Annotated in this window: 12 protein-coding genes and 1 tRNA gene; 10 read left to right on the top strand and 3 right to left on the bottom strand. The window is 64.4% G+C overall.

All coding sequences use genetic code 11. The features are described 5' to 3' along the window. Positions 1 to 65: 65 nt before the first annotated feature. Positions 66 to 4,505 carry an ATP-binding protein gene (locus EPB08_RS17975; RefSeq protein WP_130620467.1) on the bottom strand — a complete coding sequence of 1,480 codons (4,440 nt, stop codon included), beginning with the start codon at positions 4,503 to 4,505 and terminating at the stop codon, positions 66 to 68. Positions 4,506 to 4,680: 175 nt separating this feature from the next. Between EPB08_RS17975 and EPB08_RS17970 the strand changes: the two genes are divergently transcribed. Continuing rightward, entirely contained in the window at positions 4,681 to 5,322 is a 642-nt protein-coding gene (locus tag EPB08_RS17970) for a response regulator (RefSeq protein ID WP_130620466.1), read from the top strand. A gap of 251 nt (positions 5,323 to 5,573) precedes the next feature. Here EPB08_RS17970 and EPB08_RS17965 read toward each other — a convergent pair. Beyond that, positions 5,574 to 5,650, bottom strand: a tRNA-Arg gene (locus tag EPB08_RS17965). A 114-nt stretch (positions 5,651 to 5,764) separates the two neighbouring features. Here EPB08_RS17965 and amaB point away from each other — a divergent pair. The 7 genes from amaB to EPB08_RS17930 all read left to right on the top strand — a co-directional run bounded on the left by amaB (position 5,765) and on the right by EPB08_RS17930 (position 12,586). Next, the gene (gene amaB, locus EPB08_RS17960; RefSeq protein WP_130620465.1) at positions 5,765 to 7,300 is read left to right on the top strand and encodes an L-piperidine-6-carboxylate dehydrogenase; all 1,536 of its coding nucleotides are present in this window, start codon (positions 5,765 to 5,767) and stop codon (positions 7,298 to 7,300) included. Between the two features lie 60 nt (positions 7,301 to 7,360). Then, positions 7,361 to 7,663: a DUF4190 domain-containing protein gene (locus EPB08_RS17955; protein WP_130620464.1), complete on the top strand. Its 303-nt coding sequence runs from the start codon at positions 7,361 to 7,363 to the stop codon at positions 7,661 to 7,663. A 4-nt stretch (positions 7,664 to 7,667) separates the two neighbouring features. Next, entirely contained in the window at positions 7,668 to 8,450 is a 783-nt protein-coding gene (locus EPB08_RS17950) for an SDR family NAD(P)-dependent oxidoreductase (protein WP_229238400.1), read from the top strand. A 5-nt stretch (positions 8,451 to 8,455) separates the two neighbouring features. Then, complete coding sequence (locus tag EPB08_RS17945) at positions 8,456 to 9,223, top strand: class I SAM-dependent methyltransferase (RefSeq protein WP_130620463.1); 768 nt, start codon at positions 8,456 to 8,458, stop codon at positions 9,221 to 9,223. A 2-nt stretch (positions 9,224 to 9,225) separates the two neighbouring features. Then, positions 9,226 to 10,263 (top strand): quinone-dependent dihydroorotate dehydrogenase, encoded by a 1,038-nt coding sequence (locus EPB08_RS17940; protein WP_130620462.1) that lies wholly within the window; start codon positions 9,226 to 9,228, stop codon positions 10,261 to 10,263. Positions 10,264 to 10,273: 10 nt separating this feature from the next. Next, positions 10,274 to 11,293, top strand: a complete 1,020-nt coding sequence (gene murB, locus EPB08_RS17935; RefSeq protein ID WP_130620636.1) for a UDP-N-acetylmuramate dehydrogenase — start codon at positions 10,274 to 10,276, stop codon at positions 11,291 to 11,293. Positions 11,294 to 11,617: 324 nt separating this feature from the next. After that, complete coding sequence (locus EPB08_RS17930; RefSeq protein ID WP_130620461.1) at positions 11,618 to 12,586, top strand: glycoside hydrolase family 43 protein; 969 nt, start codon at positions 11,618 to 11,620, stop codon at positions 12,584 to 12,586. Positions 12,587 to 12,602: 16 nt separating this feature from the next. Here the strand turns inward: EPB08_RS17930 and EPB08_RS17925 are convergent, their stop codons facing one another. Beyond that, positions 12,603 to 13,829 (bottom strand): MFS transporter, encoded by a 1,227-nt coding sequence (locus tag EPB08_RS17925; RefSeq protein ID WP_130620460.1) that lies wholly within the window; start codon positions 13,827 to 13,829, stop codon positions 12,603 to 12,605. Positions 13,830 to 13,956: 127 nt separating this feature from the next. On the opposite strand from EPB08_RS17925, the gene EPB08_RS17920 reads away from it, so the two are divergent. Further along, a complete protein-coding gene (locus EPB08_RS17920) occupies positions 13,957 to 14,733 on the top strand; it encodes an AraC family transcriptional regulator (RefSeq protein ID WP_130620459.1) in 777 nt (258 codons plus the stop codon). A gap of 329 nt (positions 14,734 to 15,062) precedes the next feature. Continuing rightward, positions 15,063 to 17,255, top strand: a complete 2,193-nt coding sequence (ppk1, locus tag EPB08_RS17915) for a polyphosphate kinase 1 (protein ID WP_130620458.1) — start codon at positions 15,063 to 15,065, stop codon at positions 17,253 to 17,255. Positions 17,256 to 17,333: the final 78 nt, after the last annotated feature.

Genomic DNA, 17,333 nt, shown 5'->3' with positions numbered 1-17,333 from the left:
GGAACGTGGCAAAGGTCACGGGTGCGATCGTTATATCTTGCGATGCCCGCCGCGCGGCGTCACGTTCACCGCACCGGCGTCCTGTCAGCACCATGCCCGTTCTCAAGCCAATGTTCGGACCGATCGAGCAGCGCTTCGAGCTCGCCGAGGTAACGCTTCAGCTCGTCGCGTTGGTGCTTATTGTCCCCCACATCATCGGGGGCGCCCTCACCGACAAGGCGCAGTGCACCGCGAATGCGGTGAAGCAGTTCGCCTTGCCGATAGGAGCTGCCGCGCTCGATGGCGCGATCGAGTTCCACGAAGTCACGCCGGGTAGCGTCGATCAAGCTGCGCAACACGTCGCGCACCCGCGCCGGCGAGCCATAGGCTTCCAGCAGCAGCCGCCATTGTCCCGTCTCTGCAGCCGGCGTGCGGTTATCGGCACGGGATGCATCGCGCTCCTTGCCCGCGAGGGACGCCGACATCATCGCCGCGAGTTCGGCCAATTGCACGGGCTTGGCGAGGAACTCATCCATGCCCGCCTCGCGGCAACGGGAGACTTCCTCCGGTAAGGCGCTGGCGGAAAGCGCCACGATGGGCAGATGGGTGCCACTTCCCTTCTCGATGTCGCGAATCCTCCGCGCCAGCATGTAGCCGTCGAGGACCGGCATATGGCAGTCCGTGATCAGCAGGTCGTAGCGCGACGTCGCCAACGCTCGCAATGCCTCCTGGCCGTTATCAACAATGGTGTGCGGATAACCCAGGCGATCCAGCTGACGACTGATGACGGCACGGTTGATGGGATGATCTTCCGCCACCAGGATGCGCGCATCGTGGCGTCGTGGAGTACCAGCCTCGACGTTGGCGTGAGGCGGCAGGGGCAGGCCCAGCGCAACATGGCAGGCATCGATGGCAGAACGCCATAGCAGTGGCTGGCCACCCAGCATCACGTCACCGTGTTCGAGGTAGAAGCCACGCGGGTCGGGAACATCCAGCAGGCGGATGGCATGCGCTCCTTCGGGGAACTCCCCGCGTGCCGCTACGTCCAGGTCGACCACATAGAGGTCGATGTCCTCCGGATCGTATTCGGCAAGGTCCTTCGGGTCCGCCCCCACGATGGACATGCCGAGTGCCGACATGGTGTTCGACAGTTCACGCTCCAACAGGATGTCGCCGGTGCACAGCAGCGCTCTTTTTCCAGCCAGCCCTGGTTGAGGCCGGAGTGACTGCTCCACCGGAAGTCGAACTTCGAAGGTCGACTGGGTGCCGAAGCCAGGCGTGCTGGCGAGCCGGATTTCACCACCCATCATGTGCGCCAGGCGACGGCATATGGTCAAGCCAAGCCCTGTGCCGCCATAACGGCGGGACGTGGAGGCTTCCGCCTGCGCGAAAGGCTGGAACAGGCGGTCCAGCTGATCCTGCGACATGCCAATGCCAGTGTCCGAAACAGTGATGCCAAGACGATGGCCTTCGAGGGAGTCTTCCAGCAGCTCCATGTGCAGTTCGACGCGCCCTTTGGCGGTGAACTTCAGTGCGTTGCTCAACAGGTTGGTGATGATCTGCCGTACACGGGTCATGTCGCCCCGATATTCGGCCGCCAGGCGCCAGTCGAGGCTGGCGTAAAGCCGCACGCCCTTCTCGCGCGACAGGGAAGCGAACAAGCCAAGCACGCCGTCCGTCATCAGGCGCAGGTCGAAGGCATGTTCATGCAATTGCAGGCGACCCGCCTCGATCCGCGAGAAATCGAGAATGTCGTCCAGGATCTGCAACAGTGCATCGGCCGAGTCATGCACCATTTCGAGCATATGCGCCTGCTCGCCATCGAGCCGCGTCTTGCCAAGCAGTTCGACCAGGCTGAGCACGCCCGCCATCGGCGTGCGGATTTCGTGGCTCATCATGGCGAGAAATGCACTCTTGGCCACCACGGCCGCTTCGGCCGCTGCCTTGGCCTCGATCAAGGCCTGGGCCTGCGCTTTCTCGGTAGTGACGTCGATGCAGAAGACGCTACAACTGACCACGCCATCCGCTTCATTGCGCGGCGGACCGAATGACGCTCGGACCCAGCGAGTGCCCGCTGGTGACATCACGCGGTATTCCACGCTGTGCGCGCCCTGCCCCGCCTGCACCTGTTCGATCGCCGCGCGTACGCGGGGCTTGTCTTCCTCGATCATCACGTCGAAGGGGCGACGCAGGCCTTGCAGCAATTCGTCGTGGGTCAGGCCAAACAACGCTACGGTTTCACCGCCGACATAGTCGAAGCTGCTCAATCCATCCGGTGCATAGCGCACGCGCATGACGACGCCAGGCAGGCTTTCGTTCGTATCGATGAGCTTCTGTTCGGAGGCCAGTGCGCGGGCTTCGGCCCGGCGCAGATCGCTCACGTCCACCAGGGTGCCGAGCAGGCCCATGCCCTGGCCCGGCCCTCGTTCGAAGGTATGCCTCCACAGCAACGCGTCTCGCGCGGCCCCGCACTCCTCCTTGGGCCCGATGTAGAGCTCACGATGACCGCCCTGATTGTGCGCAATCACTTGCATGTCGGCCTCGTGCAACGCCTTGGCATCCATGCCGGAGGCATGCCGCGTTTCCACGATGGTGTGACCCAGCAGCGTATCGCGCGAGCAGCCGAACATTTCTTCGTAGGCGCGATTGACAGCGATGTAGCGCCCACCTTCGTCTTTCACAAAGACCGGATAGGGAATCGTCTCGAGCAGCGCCTGCTGGAACTTGAGCTGCGCAGCAAGCGCCTGCTCAGCCAGGCGTTGTGCACGCATGGCGCGATGCTGCCGCAGATAGGAGACACTCACGAGGCCGACAACCAGCAAGGCCACGCCCATCCCCGCCAGCACCCATGCCCACGGCACGCCGTAGTGGTATTGCGCCGTCAACCATCGGCCACGGGTCGATTGCCGCTCGCTGTCCTTCACACTGGCCAGCACGCGATTGAGCATGGGCGCCAGGCGCTCATAGCGGTTGGCGACACCTACGGTGAAGTCCTGGTCCACGCCAGCGGGTCCCACGACGCGCAGGGTCGCCGCGTAGCGGTCGCGTATCAGCGCGTCCAGTGCGGGCAAGGTGCCCACATAGGCGTCGGCGCGACCCGAGGCCACCATGGCCAGTCCTTCCTCGTTGCTGCCCACGGAAAGCCAGTGCGTGCCCGGCGAGAGCGCTCGCAGGTGCGACAGCAAGCCGGCCTCATCGCGCACGGCCACCTTGTGCCCGGCGAGATCCTCCGGCCCCAGCAGGGTTGGACCATGGACCCGGGCCACGATCACGGCGGGAAAATGTTCGTAGCTGCGGCTGAACACCATGTACTGCGCGCCGAAGTCGTCCGGCATGGCAGCGGCCACCATGTCGATCTCTCCCGAACGCACCATGCGCTGGAGCTCGCTCCAGTCCCTGGCCGGCACGGGCTCGATCTGCAGACCGAGCTGCTTCTGCAGGAGCACGACATAGTCCGCCGCCAGGCCGTCGAACTGTCCGCGGCTGTTCCGGAACGTGTACGGATAGCGATCGATTTCGTAACCCACGCGCAGCGGCGGCAAGGCACGCAGCCAGTCACGTTCCGATGTGGTCGGCTCGCGAACCAATGGCGTGGTGCTGTCGTTGTTCAGGCCCCAGCGCATGCGCAGTCGCGCGATTTCCTCGACCGTTACGGCGGCTTCGGCCTTGCGCAACAGTTGCAACAGCATGGCGCGGTCGTGCGGCACGGCCAGTCCGATACTGATTGACGGAAGATCCAGTGGCCCGAGGGCAACCAGGTCATCGTCACTACGCTCGAGCAGCAACATCTGCGTGCGCGATGACGTGGCCCCCACGTAGGCATCTGCTCTGCCTGTCGCAACCAGATTCAAGGCCTGCCGACCATCATCGGCAAACACGAGCGTGGCCCCCGGAAACCGCCTGGCCAGCAGATCGGCAACGCGGCGAAAATCACGCTCGATGGCAATGCGTGAATGCTCCAGGTCGCTTTCGGTCCTGATGCGCTCGTCATCCTTGCGGCCGACGAGGATCAACGGACCCGAGCCATACGGCCTGAGCATGTCGAAGCCGACGGTCTCGGCCTGCAGCGTCGACATCGCCGTGAGCAGGTCGTAAGCAGCGACCGGATGCGCGGCAGACGCGATGTTGGTATCGGTATAGGGGTGGAACGACAGTCGAAGGCCGATCTTGCCTGCCAGCAGCCGGGCATAGTCCACGCCGAAGCCTTCGGGACGGCCCGCCACCCACGTCTCCGCCGGCAGATGATCGCCCGCGTAAACACCTACCTCGACGACCGGATGCTGACGACGCCAGGCGTCTTCTTCCGGTGTCAGCGACAGCCCGCTGGCGTTCGATTCCTTGACGGTTGAAGTCGTACCGTCCTGTCCGCGGCCTTCCTGTGCCGCGAAGGCTGGGGCCGATGCTGCCAGCCAGCAAACCAGGGTGAGCCCGATAAGCCAACGCCATAGCGGAGTGCTGGTGCTGAACCAGCGATATCGAGGGCGATCAGATGTCGCGTCACTGTGAAAAACGTCGTTGACGTCCATGGGTGCGCCCGGATTCCAGCCAGCCAAGGAGGGATGGAGCTTAGTGACCCGACTACATCATGCTCTATAAGAATTGTCTGAAGATGGCCCGGCAACGAGTAGGGCTTTATCGCCTCTGCATGCCATGCGCAATCGGCTAACCTACAGCCCTCACCGGCGTGCGACCTGAACAGCCATGACTTTGCGCATCATTCTGGCCGATGACCACCCCATTGTCCGCAGCGGAGTCCGTACGCTGCTGGAGAGCCAGGCACAGGCCGCCGTGGTAGCGGATGTCAGCTCGCCCGCGGAGTTGGTCGAGGCGATCCACGCGCATGCCTGCGATATCGTCCTCACCGATTTCAGCATGCCTGGCGGACAAGTCGCCGATGGTCTGCACATGCTCGGACTCATCCACCGGCGCTGGCCCACGCTGCCGGTGATCGTGCTCACCATGGTCAACAACGCTGGCGTGCTGAATTCCATCCTCGCGACCGGTGTGCGTGGCCTGCTCGGCAAGTCCGATGCACTGACCGAACTGACGCTGGCCGTACAGGCGGTTTCCCACGGGCGTGACTACTTGAGTGCAGGCATTCGCAAGGCGCTGGACATGGCGCGTTCCGGAAGCAATCTCTCAATGCAGCCGGTGCTTTCCAAGCGTGAGACCGAAGTGCTGCGCCTGTTCGCTTCCGGTTTCACGGTTTCCGAAATCGCAAGCCAGCTCAGCCGCAGTGTGAAGACCATCAGCCGCCAGAAAATGGATGCGATGGCGAAGCTTGGCCTGAAGAGCGACCTGGACGTTTACGCCTATGCGCGCGAGCACGGGATGCTGACGTAAGCCGCGAGCGGTTCGTAGACAAGCCACATCCATGGCCTGAATGGCTGTCGCTCCCCGGCGGCATATCCAAGCCTTCGGCAGCCTCTCCCGAGGAACGCCGGTCCGCCCGGTGGCGAAGTGCTTGCTGGTAGCTCGCGCGGCATGACAGCGAGGCTCAATGTGCTGCTGCAGCATGAATCCTCGTTCATGCGGCCACGCCATGGCGAAAAGCAAAGAGCCGGCATGAGCCGGCCCTTTGCAGATGCTTCGAATGGTGCCCCCGATACGATTCGAACGTACGACCTTCCCCTTAGGAGGGGGACGCTCTATCCAACTGAGCTACGGGGGCAACAGCGCGGATTTTGGCATGGATCGGCAGCCAAGGCGATCCGTGGCAGGGGGCCTGCTAGAATGACGGTTTTCATCCCGGCGCCTTCCTCAGCGCCACGGTCCGGAGTCAAGCATGTCCCACGAAATCCTCACCGCACTTGGTCTCGGCGCCTCTCACTCGGGCACGTACCTGGGTCAAGGCGAGTGGTCCAAGACGACCGACGCCGGCACGCTGCAGCCGGTCAACCCGGCCACCGGCGAAGTGATCGCCGCCGTACATGCCTCCAGCGCCGCCGACTACGACATCATCGTCAAGCGCGCGCAGGAAGCGTTCAAGGTGTGGCGTACCACGCCGGCACCGCGCCGCGGTGAAGCGATCCGCCTGTGCGGCGAAGCGCTGCGCAAGCACAAGGACGCGCTGGGTTCGCTGGTCGCGCTGGAAATGGGCAAGATCAAGCCCGAAGGCGACGGCGAAGTGCAGGAGATGATCGACATCGCCGACTTCGCGGTGGGCCAGAGCCGCATGCTCTACGGCTACACCATGCACTCGGAGCGTCCGGGCCACCGCATGTACGAGCAGTACCAGCCGCTGGGCCTGGTCGGCATCATCAGTGCGTTCAACTTCCCTGTCGCGGTGTGGGCGTGGAACGCGTTCCTCGCCGGCATCTGCGGCGACATCTGCATCTGGAAGCCGTCGCCGAAGACACCGCTGTCGGCCATCGCCACGATGAAGATCGTCAACGAAGCGCTGAAGGAAGCCGGCTTCCCGGACATCTTCTTCCTGTTCAACGATGCCGGCACCGATCTGTCGCAGGCCTTCGTGGATGATCATCGCATTCCGCTGATCAGCTTCACCGGTTCCACCAAGGTGGGCCGTCACGTGGGTGAGCGCGTCGCCAAGCGCATGGGACGTTCGCTGCTGGAGCTGGGCGGCAACAACGCCATCATCCTCGACGAAAGCGCGGACCTGAAGCTGGCTATCCCCGCCATCGTGTTCGGCGCCGTCGGCACGGCCGGCCAGCGTTGCACCACCACGCGCCGCCTGTTCGTGCACGAGTCGATCGTGGACGAAGTGACGGACAAGCTGATCACCGCCTACAAGCAGGTGGAAGGCAAGATCGGCGATCCCACGCTGGCCACCACGCTGATGGGCCCGCTCAACAGCCCGGAGGCCGTGAAGGCCTACCTTGCCTCCGTGGAGAAGGCCAAGGCCTCCGGCGGCACGGTGCGCACCGGCGGCACCGCGCTGACCGACCGCAAGGGCAACTTCGTGCTGCCGACCATCATTACCGGCGTGAAGAACAGCGACGAGGTCGTGCAGACCGAAACCTTCGCCCCGATCCTCTACGTGATGCCGTTCAAGACGCTGGATGAGGCGATCGACCTGCAGAACAGCGTGCCGCAGGGTCTGTCCTCGGCCATCTTCACGCAGAACCTGAAGTCGGCCGAGCAGTATCTGTCGGCAGCCGGTTCGGACTGCGGCATCGCGAACGTCAACATCGGCACTTCGGGCGCGGAAATCGGCGGCGCCTTCGGTGGCGAAAAGGAAACCGGCGGTGGTCGCGAGTCGGGCTCGGATGCGTGGAAGGTCTACATGCGCCGCCAGACCAATACCATCAACTACTCGAACTCGCTGCCGTTGGCGCAGGGCATCAAGTTCGACCTGTAAGAAAGCACCGGCGACCGGCAGCTGCCGGTTGCCGCTATCCACCGCCAAGCGTGCATCGTCATGAGCTATCAGTCGCCCACTTATCGAAGCACCAACTCTTTGGCGGTCGTCAGCCTGATCTTCGGCATTGTCTGCTGGCTCGTGCTGCCCTTCATCGGCGCCATCGTGGCCATCGTCTGCGGGCATCTGGCACGGGGTGAAATCCGGCGTGCCGAACCCGGCACCATGGAGGGTGATGGCCTGGCCGTCACCGGACTGGTGCTCGGCTACGTACACCTCGCCATCGCCCTGCTTGCCGCCGCGGTCGTCATCGCCATCCTCGTGCTTGGCTTTGGCGTCGGCATCCACTCACTGCATTGGTGACGGCATGAACGCGCAAGACGCCACGATGCCCTCGCCCTTCGACTTCCGCGGTTATCGCGTCGTGGTGGCGGGCGGCAGCAAGGGCATCGGCCGCAGCATCGCGCTCGCTTTCGCGCAATCCGGTGCCTCGGTGTCGGTGTGCGCGCGCGGCGAAACAGCACTGGACGAAGTGCGCCATGCCATCGCCGCCTACGGCGTGACCGCACATACGCGACGCTGCGATCTCGCTGATGCGGAAGCCATCGACGGTTACATCCGCGAAGCCTCGGAAGTGCTCGGCGGCATCGACGTGCTGGTGAACAATGCCAGCGGCTACGGCTTCACCAACGATGACGCCAGCTGGCTGGCCGGCTTCAACGTCGACATCATGGCGGCGGTGCGTGCGTCGCATGCGGCCCTGCCCCATCTCAAGGCGTCGCCGCATGCATGCATCCTGCATACGTCGTCGATTGCCGCGTTCCACCCCAGCACGCGCAGCGCGCCGTACGCCGCCGCCAAGGCCGCGCTGAACCAGTACACCACCTCGCAGGCCATGACCCTGGCCAGGCACCGCATTCGCGTGAATGCCATCGCGCCGGGTTCCATCGAGTTTCCGGAAGGCCTGTGGGATCGCCGCAAGGCGGAAGCTCCGGAGCTTTACCAGCAGACGCTGGCGAAGATTCCGTTCGGCCGCTACGGCAAGCCGGAGGAGATCGCGAACGTCGCCTTGTTCCTCGCCTCTCCATTCGCCAACTGGATCACCGGCCAGACGCTCTGCGTGGACGGCGGCCAGCTGCTGTCGGGTTGATGACCATGACTGACCTGAACTCCACCGGACGTTTCAGTGATCGCGTCGCCGACTATGTGCGCTATCGCCCCGACTATCCCGTGGCGATGCTGGAGTGGCTGCAGCGCACCTACGGCGTGAACCCGCATTGGCTGGTGGCCGATGTGGGCGCGGGTACCGGCATCTCCAGCAAGCTGTTCCTGGATGGTGGCTATCGCGTAATCGCGGTGGAGCCGAACGAGCCGATGCGCAAGGCCGCGGAGCAGTGGCTGGGCGACAACGAGCGCTTCCGCACCATCGAAGGCCATGCGACCGCCACGCGGCTGGATGATGCCAGCGTCGACCTGGTGACGGTCGCGCAGGCGTTCCACTGGTTCGACCAGGCGGCGACACGCGAGGAATTTCAGCGCATCCTCAAGCCGTCCGGACTGGTGGCCATCGTCTGGAACTCGCGTCGGCTGGTGGGCACGCCGTTCCTCGAAGGTTACGAGGCGCTGTTGCGGGAGTACGGCACCGACTACACCAGCGTGGCCGAACGCTATGGCGACGAGCCACAGATGCGCGCGTGGTTCGGCATCGGCTACTTGGGCATGGGGCGTTTCGACCACGGCCAGCTGCTCGATTTCGATGGCGTGCGCGGACGGCTGATGTCCTCCTCCTACGCGCCTCGCGAAGGTCACCCGCAACACGAACCGATGATGCGCGCCTTGCGCGAGCTGTTCGACAGCTGCGCCGTCGACGGCCACATCAGTTTCGACTACGACACCGTCATCTACGTGGGCACGCTGCCTTGAGCATGTACAACCTGATCCGCCCCCTGCTGTTCGCGCTCGACGCGGAAACGGCGCATGGCCTGACGCTGTATGGCCTGGACGTGGCCCAGCGCAGCAACTTTTCGCACCTCGTTGCCAAGCCGCCGGCCGACCTGCCGACCACGGCATTCGGCATCCGCTTTCCCAATCCGGTCGGTCTCGCGGCCGGCCTGGACAAGAACGCCGATCATCTCGATGGGCTGGGGGCGCTGGGCTTCGGTTTCGTCGAGGTCGGAACCACCACGCCGCGCCCGCAGCCGGGCAACGACAAGCCGCGCATGTTCCGCCTGCCGCGCCACGAGGCGGTAATCAACCGCCTGGGCTTCAACAACGCGGGCGTGGATGCGCTGGTGCGCAACGTGCAGCGATCCAGATACCAGGGCGTGCTCGGTATCAATATCGGCAAGAACAAGGACACGCCGAACGAAAAGGCGGTGGACGACTACCTGTTCTGCCTGGAGCGCGTGTACGCACTCGCCAGCTACATCACGGTCAACATTTCTTCGCCGAACACGCAGGGCCTGCGTGACCTGCAGGAAGAAGCCACGCTGCGCCGCTTCATCGAGACGCTGCGCGAGGCACAGGAGCGCCTGGGATCGCAGACCGGCAAGCGCAAGCCGATGCTGCTGAAGATCGCGCCCGACCTCAGCGAAACCGAGCTCGACGCCATGGCCGAAGTGTTGCTGGTCGCCAAGGTCGACGGTGTCATCTGCACCAACACCACCATCGACCATTCGGCCGTTGCCAGCGACCCGCATGGCAACGAAACGGGCGGCCTGTCCGGCAAGCCGTTGTTCGCGCGCTCCACGGCGGTGCTTCGCGGCATGCGCAAGCGTGTCGGCGACAAGCTCGACATCATCGGCGTGGGCGGCATCCTTGATGGCAGCGACGCGGTCGAGAAGCTCGATGCCGGCGCTTCGCTGGTGCAGATCTATTCCGGCATGGTCTTCCGCGGTCCGGCGCTGATCGCCGAATGCGTGGATGAGATCCGCCGCCAGCGCGAGGACACCCATGGCGGTTGAACGCATCGATATGGGCGGCTACACGCTGATCGAGAGCGCCCCGCTGGGTACGCGCAACACGCTGCGCGTCAATGCACGCGCAAGGCTGCTGGCCGAGATCCGTGACGCCTCCAAGCTGCCTGAACTGCTGGCCTTTCCCGCGGTAAGCCAGGGCAAGCTGCTGGTGCTGGGCGAAGGCAGCAACATGCTGTTCACCGGTGACTTCGACGGCACCGTGCTGGCCATGGCCACGCACGGTGTGCAGGTGGAGCAGGATGGCGACGTCGCGCGTATCGCCGTGGCCGCCGGCGAGCGCTGGGACGATTTCGTGCGCTGGACGCTGGGCCGGGGCTTTGCCGGGCTGGAAAATCTGATCCTGATTCCCGGCACCGTCGGCGCTGCACCGATCCAGAACATCGGCGCGTACGGCACGGAAGTCGCCGAGTTCATCGAAAGCGTGGAGGCCTGGGACACGCAGGAACAGCGCGTGGCGATACTGGATCGCGCGGCCTGCGCGTTCGCCTATCGCGACTCCGTGTTCAAGCACGAGCCGGACCGATACATCGTTACCGCCGTGCGCTTTGCCCTGCCCCGTTCGCGCGAGCTGAGGCTGGACTATGCCGGTATCCGCGAGGAGCTGGCGCGCATGGGCGTGGACAAGCCCGCGCCGTTCCATGTGGCCGAGGCCGTGGTGCATCTGCGCACGAAGAAACTCCCCGACCCCGCCGTGATCGGTAACGCGGGCAGTTTCTTCAAGAATCCGATCGTGGAGGCGTCGCTCGGCGAGGCCGTCAAGCGCGAGCATCCTGAGCTGGTGTCGTGGGTCGGGGCCGATGGTCGCTGGAAACTCTCTGCGGCGTGGCTGATCGAGCAAAGCGGCTTCAAGGGCGAGCGCGACGGCGACGCGGGCATTTCCAATCGCCATGCCCTGGTGCTGGTGAACCATGGGCGCGCCACGGGGGCCGATCTGTGGTCCTTCGCGCAGAGGGTGATCGAGGGCGTCCACGAGAAATTCGGCGTGGTGCTGGAGCCCGAACCCATCGTGGTTTGATGCGGGGGACGGCCATCGCCCCGTGTGGGAGCCCACCCTGTGGGCGACTGCAGACTTTCGGCGCACCGCTTCGTCGGGTGATCGCGCACTGGGTGCGCTCCTACACGAGAGCCCTCGGCCCGTTAATCTTCAGGACTCACGGCTCCCTTGTGGGAGCGCACCCTGTGCGCGACGACCTCACGGAGCGGAGCGCCGGCAGTCTGAGGTCGCGCACAGGGTGCGCTCCCACACAAAACCGAGCGCGCGGATGAGACTTCTGGCAGGTCGGATGCGCGACGCGATGCGTTAGCCTTGCAGGCTCCCCTCGTTGCCGGAGCTCGTTGCATGCGCCTTCGCACGTCCCTGATCCAAGCCACCCTCGCCGCCTGTCTGGCCTTCACCCCGTTCGCGCACGCCGGCAATCCGGTATTTCCGGGCTGGTACGCCGATCCGGAAGCGGCGATCTTCCAGGGCCAGTACTGGATCTATCCGACGACGTCCGAGCGCTACAGCCTGCAGACGCGCTTCGACGCGTTCTCCTCGAACGACCTCGTCCATTGGACCAGGCACGAAGGCGTGCTGCGCATGGCCGACGTGCCGTGGGCGAAGAAGGCGATGTGGGCGCCGGCCATGGTGGAGAAGGACGGCAAGTACTACTTCTTCTTCTCCGCCAACGACATCCAGAGCGACAAGGAAGTGGGCGGCATCGGCGTGGCGGTGGCGGATCATCCCGAAGGTCCCTTCAAGGACCTGATTGGCAAACCGCTGGTCGACGCCTTCCACAATGGCGCGCAACCGATCGATCCGTTCGTGTTCCACGATGATGACGGCAGCTGGTACCTGATCTACGGCGGCTGGAAGCACGCCAACGTGGTGAAGCTCAAGCCCGATTTCAGCGGCGTGGAGCCGGCCGCGGACGGCAAGACCTGGCACGAGATCACACCGGAGAAGTACGTCGAAGGCCCGCTGATGTTCAAGCGCAACGGCAAGTACTACTTCATGTGGTCCGAAGGCGGCTGGACCGGTCCGGACTATTCGGTGGCCTACGCCATCGGCGACTCACCGCTGGGTCCGTTCAAGCGCATTGGCAAGATCCTGCAGCAGGATCCGAAGATCGCCACCGGCGCGGGGCACCATTCGCTGTTCCATGTGGCGCGCGACGACAGCTGGTTCATCGTCTATCACCGCCACCCGCTGGGCGACACCAACGGGAACCATCGCGAGGTCAGCATCGACCGCATGGACTTCGATGCGCAGGGCCACATCCTGCCGGTCACCATGACCAACGAAGGCGTGCCACCGCACGCGCTGTGAGGCGCGTGCGACGGGATCAGGCGTGGCGGCGTTCCAGGTTGGGCAGGAACGCCGTGATGATGCCGATCAACGGCAGGTAGGCGCACAGTCCATAGACGTACTCGATGCCACGCGCATCGGCGATATGGCCCAGCACGGCGGCACCAATGCCGCCCATGCCGAAGGCGAAGCCGAAGAACAGGCCCGAGATCATGCCCACGCGGCCCGGGATCAACTCCTGCGCATAGACCAGGATCGCCGAGAACGCGGACGACAGGATCAGTCCGATGATCACCGTCAGCACGCCGGTCCAGAACAGGTCGACGTGCGGCAGCAGCAACGAGAACGGCGCCACGCCGAGGATCGACGCCCAGATCACCCACTTGCGCCCGATGCGGTCACCCACCGGGCCGCCGATCAGCGAACCCGCGGCCACGGCGAACAGGAACACGAACAGGTGCGTCTGCGCGTTGGGCACCGACACGCCGAACTTGTGCATCAGGTAGAACGTGTAATAGCTGCTGATGCTGGCCAGGTAGAAATACTTGGAGAAGATCAGCACGCCGAGAACGAACAGCGATGCGCCGACCTGCGAGCGCGTCAGCGACACCGCCGAAGCATGCCGCGCCTTGGGCTTGCCCCGCTCCGCATGGTGGTCGCGATACCAGCGGCTCACCTGCATCAGCACCACCATGGCCAGCAATGCCGCGAGCGAGAACCAGGCGACGCTGCCACGACCATGCGGCACGATGATCCATGCCGCGAGCAGCGGGCCGAGAGAGGCACCGGTATTGCCGCCCACCTGGAACAGTGACTGGGCGAGACCGTGACGTCCGCCCGACGCCATGCGCGCGACGCGTGAAGATTCCGGATGGAACACCGAGGAACCCGTGCCCACCAACGCCGCGGCCACCAGTAGCACCGCGAAGTTCGGGGCGGTGGCGAGCAACAGAAGCCCGCACAGGGTGAAGCCCATGCCTATCGGCAACGAATACGGCATCGGCTTCTTGTCGGTGATCATGCCCACCGCCGGCTGCAGCAACGACGCGGTGAGCTGGTAGGTCAGCGTGATCAGGCCCACCTGGGCGAAGCTCAGATGGAAGCCATCCTTGAGGATCGGATAGATCGCCAGGATCAACGACTGGATCATGTCGTTGAGCAGGTGCGAGAAGCTGATCGCGCCCAGGATGCGGAATTCGGTGCCGTGCTCCGTGCGGGCAGGCAGCACGGCGGTGGGGGAAATCTCTTCGACGCGGGTTTGCATAGGGACTCGGATCGGTGGTCTGCGGCAAGCCGCCGCAGGTTGCATGGCCAGGGTCGTCACCTTAGAGTGGCCAAAGCCGGCCCGCATTCATCAACGGGTCAACTACTTATGAATTTGGGCCATCCCCGTGCGCAACACCCGTGCCGATGCCTACGAGAACACCCCGCGCGACGTGATCGCGACGGGCAACGAGTACCCACCCCACTACGTGCTTCCCGCCCATTCGCACCGGCGCGGCCAGCTGCTCTACGCCTCCACCGGGGTACTCACCACCATCACCAGCGAGGGCAGTTGGGTGGTACCGCCACGACGCGCGTTGTGGATTCCGCCGGGGGTTTCCCACGAGGTGCACATGGGCGGACCGGTCGCCACGCGCAGCGTCTACGTGACCCCCGAAGCGGCCCGGGCGGCCAGCCTGCCGGAACGCTGCCAGGTGATCGCCGTGTCTCCCCTGCTCCACGAGCTGCTGATGGAAGCCGTGGACCTGCCGGCCGAATACGACCTCGACAGCCGCGATGGCCGGGTCATGGCGCTGCTGCTGGACGAGATCCGGCGCATGCCCGCACTTCCGCTCAGCACGCCGCTGCCACACGAAAAACGGCTGGCCGCGCTGTGCCGCGAGCTACTCGACCATCCTTCGCAGGAGACCAGGATCGACGACATGGCGCGACGCGCCGGCATGAGCCGCCGACACTTCACCCGTACCTTCCGCGAAGAGACCGGGATGAGTTTCACCGCATGGCGCCAACAGGCCTGCCTGCTCGCCGCGCTCACGCGGCTGGGCAACGGGGAAGCCATCACGCAGGTGGCGATGGATCTGGGCTACGGAAATCCGAGTGCGTTCACGGCAGCATTCCGGCGCGTGCTTGGCGTGGCGCCGAGTCGTTACCTCGGCATGTCCTGATGCCGCGCCTCTTCGTTTTTATGTAGGAGCGCACCCAGTGCGCGAAAAGCCTACGGAGCGACTTTGACGAAACTCTGCGGTCGCGCACTGGGTGCGCTCCTACAGGGCTACGCGCAATCCAGGGGAATCGTGAAGGTCAACGTCACGAACCCATGACATCGCCATCGGCATTGTCACGAATGTGTCAAATGCAATCCGCAACATGTCGGTCGCGTGACAGCGCGTGAGTGCTTGCTGCGCTGCCATGGCCCGGTCTTATTCGGCGCCGTACTATGCCCCTTTGCGGACCCGCGCGCCTGCCGCGCATCCGCCCGTCGAACGGTGAGCCGATGAGTAACGATGTCGTCCAACCCAGTGCAGTTCGTGAGGACAGCTCCGCGCCCTCCACGCAGGTGCTGCCCGCCAATGACACTACGGCAGCGGCTCCCCCCGTTCCCACACCGGACTTGAACGACCCCAATCTCTATATCAACCGCGAGCTGTCGCAGTTGCAGTTCAACATCCGCGTGCTCGACCAGGCGCTGGACGAGAGCAAGCCGATCCTGGAGCGGCTGAAGTTTCTGCTGATCTTCTCCAGCAACCTGGACGAGTTCTTCGAGATCCGCGTGGCCGGCCTGAAGAGCCAGATCGCCTTCGACCACGAGATCGTCGGCTCCGACGGCATTGCGCCACGCAAGGCGCTCACCGAGATCAGCGAGATCACGCACAAGCAGATCGAGCGGCAGTACGCGATCCTCAACGACCGCATCCTGCCGGAGCTGGCACGCCAGGGCATCCGCATCGTGCGCCGCAACGAGTGGTCGCACAAACAGAAGATGTGGGTGCGCCGCTATTTCAGGCATGAAGTGGCGCCGCTGGTCACGCCGATCGGACTGGACCCCACCCATCCGTTCCCGCTGCTGGTCAACAAGAGCCTCAACTTCATCGTGCAGTTGGAAGGCACCGACGCGTTCGGGCGCGACTCCGGCCTCGCTATCGTACCCGCGCCGCGCGTGCTGCCGCGCCTGATCCGCCTCCCCGACGACGTGAGCGAAGGCGGCGAGAACTTCGTACTGCTTTCCTCGATCATCCACGCGCATGCCGAGGAATTGTTCCCGGGCATGTCGGTGCGTGGCTGCTACCAGTTCCGCCTGACCCGCAACGCCGACCTCACCATCGATCCGGAAGACGTCGAAGACCTGGCGCGCGCGCTGCGCGGCGAGCTCTATTCGCGACGCTTCGGCGATGCCGTGCGCCTGGAGGTGGCGGACAACTGCCCGCCGGAACTCACCGACTACCTGCTGCGCCAGTTCGGCCTCACCGCTGCGGAGATGTACGAGGTCAACGGTCCGGTCAATCTTTCGCGCCTGTTCGGCCTGATCACCAAAACGCATCATCCGAACCTCGAGTATCCGCCGTTCACGCCGTCCATCCCCAAGGCGCTCAAGAAAGCCGAGGACCTGTTCGCGGTGATCAGCCGCCAGGACGTGCTGTTGCTGCACCCCTACGAGTCGTTCGCGCCCGTGGTGGATCTGTTGCATCAGGCCGCGAAGGATCCGAACGTGCTGGCGATCAAGCAGACGCTGTATCGCAGCGGCGCCAATTCCGAGATCGTCGACGCGCTGGTGGATGCCGCGCGCGCGGGCAAGGAAGTGACCGTAGTGGTGGAGCTGCGTGCGCGTTTCGATGAAGAGTCGAACCTGTCGTTGGCTTCGCGCCTGCAGCAGGCCGGCGCCATGGTGATCTATGGCGTGGTGGGCGTGAAGACGCATGCCAAGCTGATGCTGATCCAGCGTCGCGAAGGCGAAGAGCTGGTGCGCTACGCGCATCTGGGCACCGGCAACTACCACACTGGCAATGCGCGCCTGTACACCGACTACAGCCTGCTCACTTCCGATCACGCGCTGTGCGAGGACGTGCACAAGCTGTTCAGCCAGCTCACCGGCATGGGCAAGCTGCTGCAGATGAAGAAGCTGCTGCATGCGCCGTTCACGCTGAAGAAGACCCTGCTTGAGTTGATCGCAAAGGAAACTGTGCACGCGGCAGCAGGCAAGCCGGCGCAGATCATCATCAAGGCGAACGCGGTGACCGACGCCAAGATGATCCGCGCGCTGTACAAGGCCAGCATGGCGGGCGTAAAGGTCGACCTGATCGTGCGTGGCATGTGCTGCCTGCGCCCTGGCGTAACCGGTGTGTCGAGCAACATCCGCGTGCGCTCGATCGTCGGTCGCTTCCTGGAACACAGTCGCGTGTACTGGTTCCTCAACAACGGCGAAGAGAAGTTCTACCTCGCCAGCGCGGACCTCATGGAACGCAACCTGGACCGCCGCGTGGAAACCGGCTTCCCCATCGAGGGCAAGAAGCTGCAGAACCGGTTGAAAAAGGAACTCGAGCTGTATCTGTCCGACAACTCCAGCACCTGGCTGCTACGCCCCGATGGCCGCTACACGCGCATGCAACCGGGCCCGAACCAGGCCACGCGCAACGTGCAGGCGCAGTTGCTGGACAAGCTTTGCGGGTCAGGCGCCGCCATCGAAGTCTGAGTGGTCGGCTGACAACACGCCGTCGTTGACCTACGGCCGCACAGGCTGTTCCCTCAGCCGCGCCGCATCTCGCGGCTG

This window comes from Dyella amyloliquefaciens (assembly GCF_004296575.1).
In the GTDB taxonomy this organism is placed as follows: domain Bacteria; phylum Pseudomonadota; class Gammaproteobacteria; order Xanthomonadales; family Rhodanobacteraceae; genus Dyella; species Dyella amyloliquefaciens.
The sequence above is the reverse complement of the archived record's forward strand: the minus strand, read 5'-3'. Positions and strand labels throughout refer to the sequence as shown.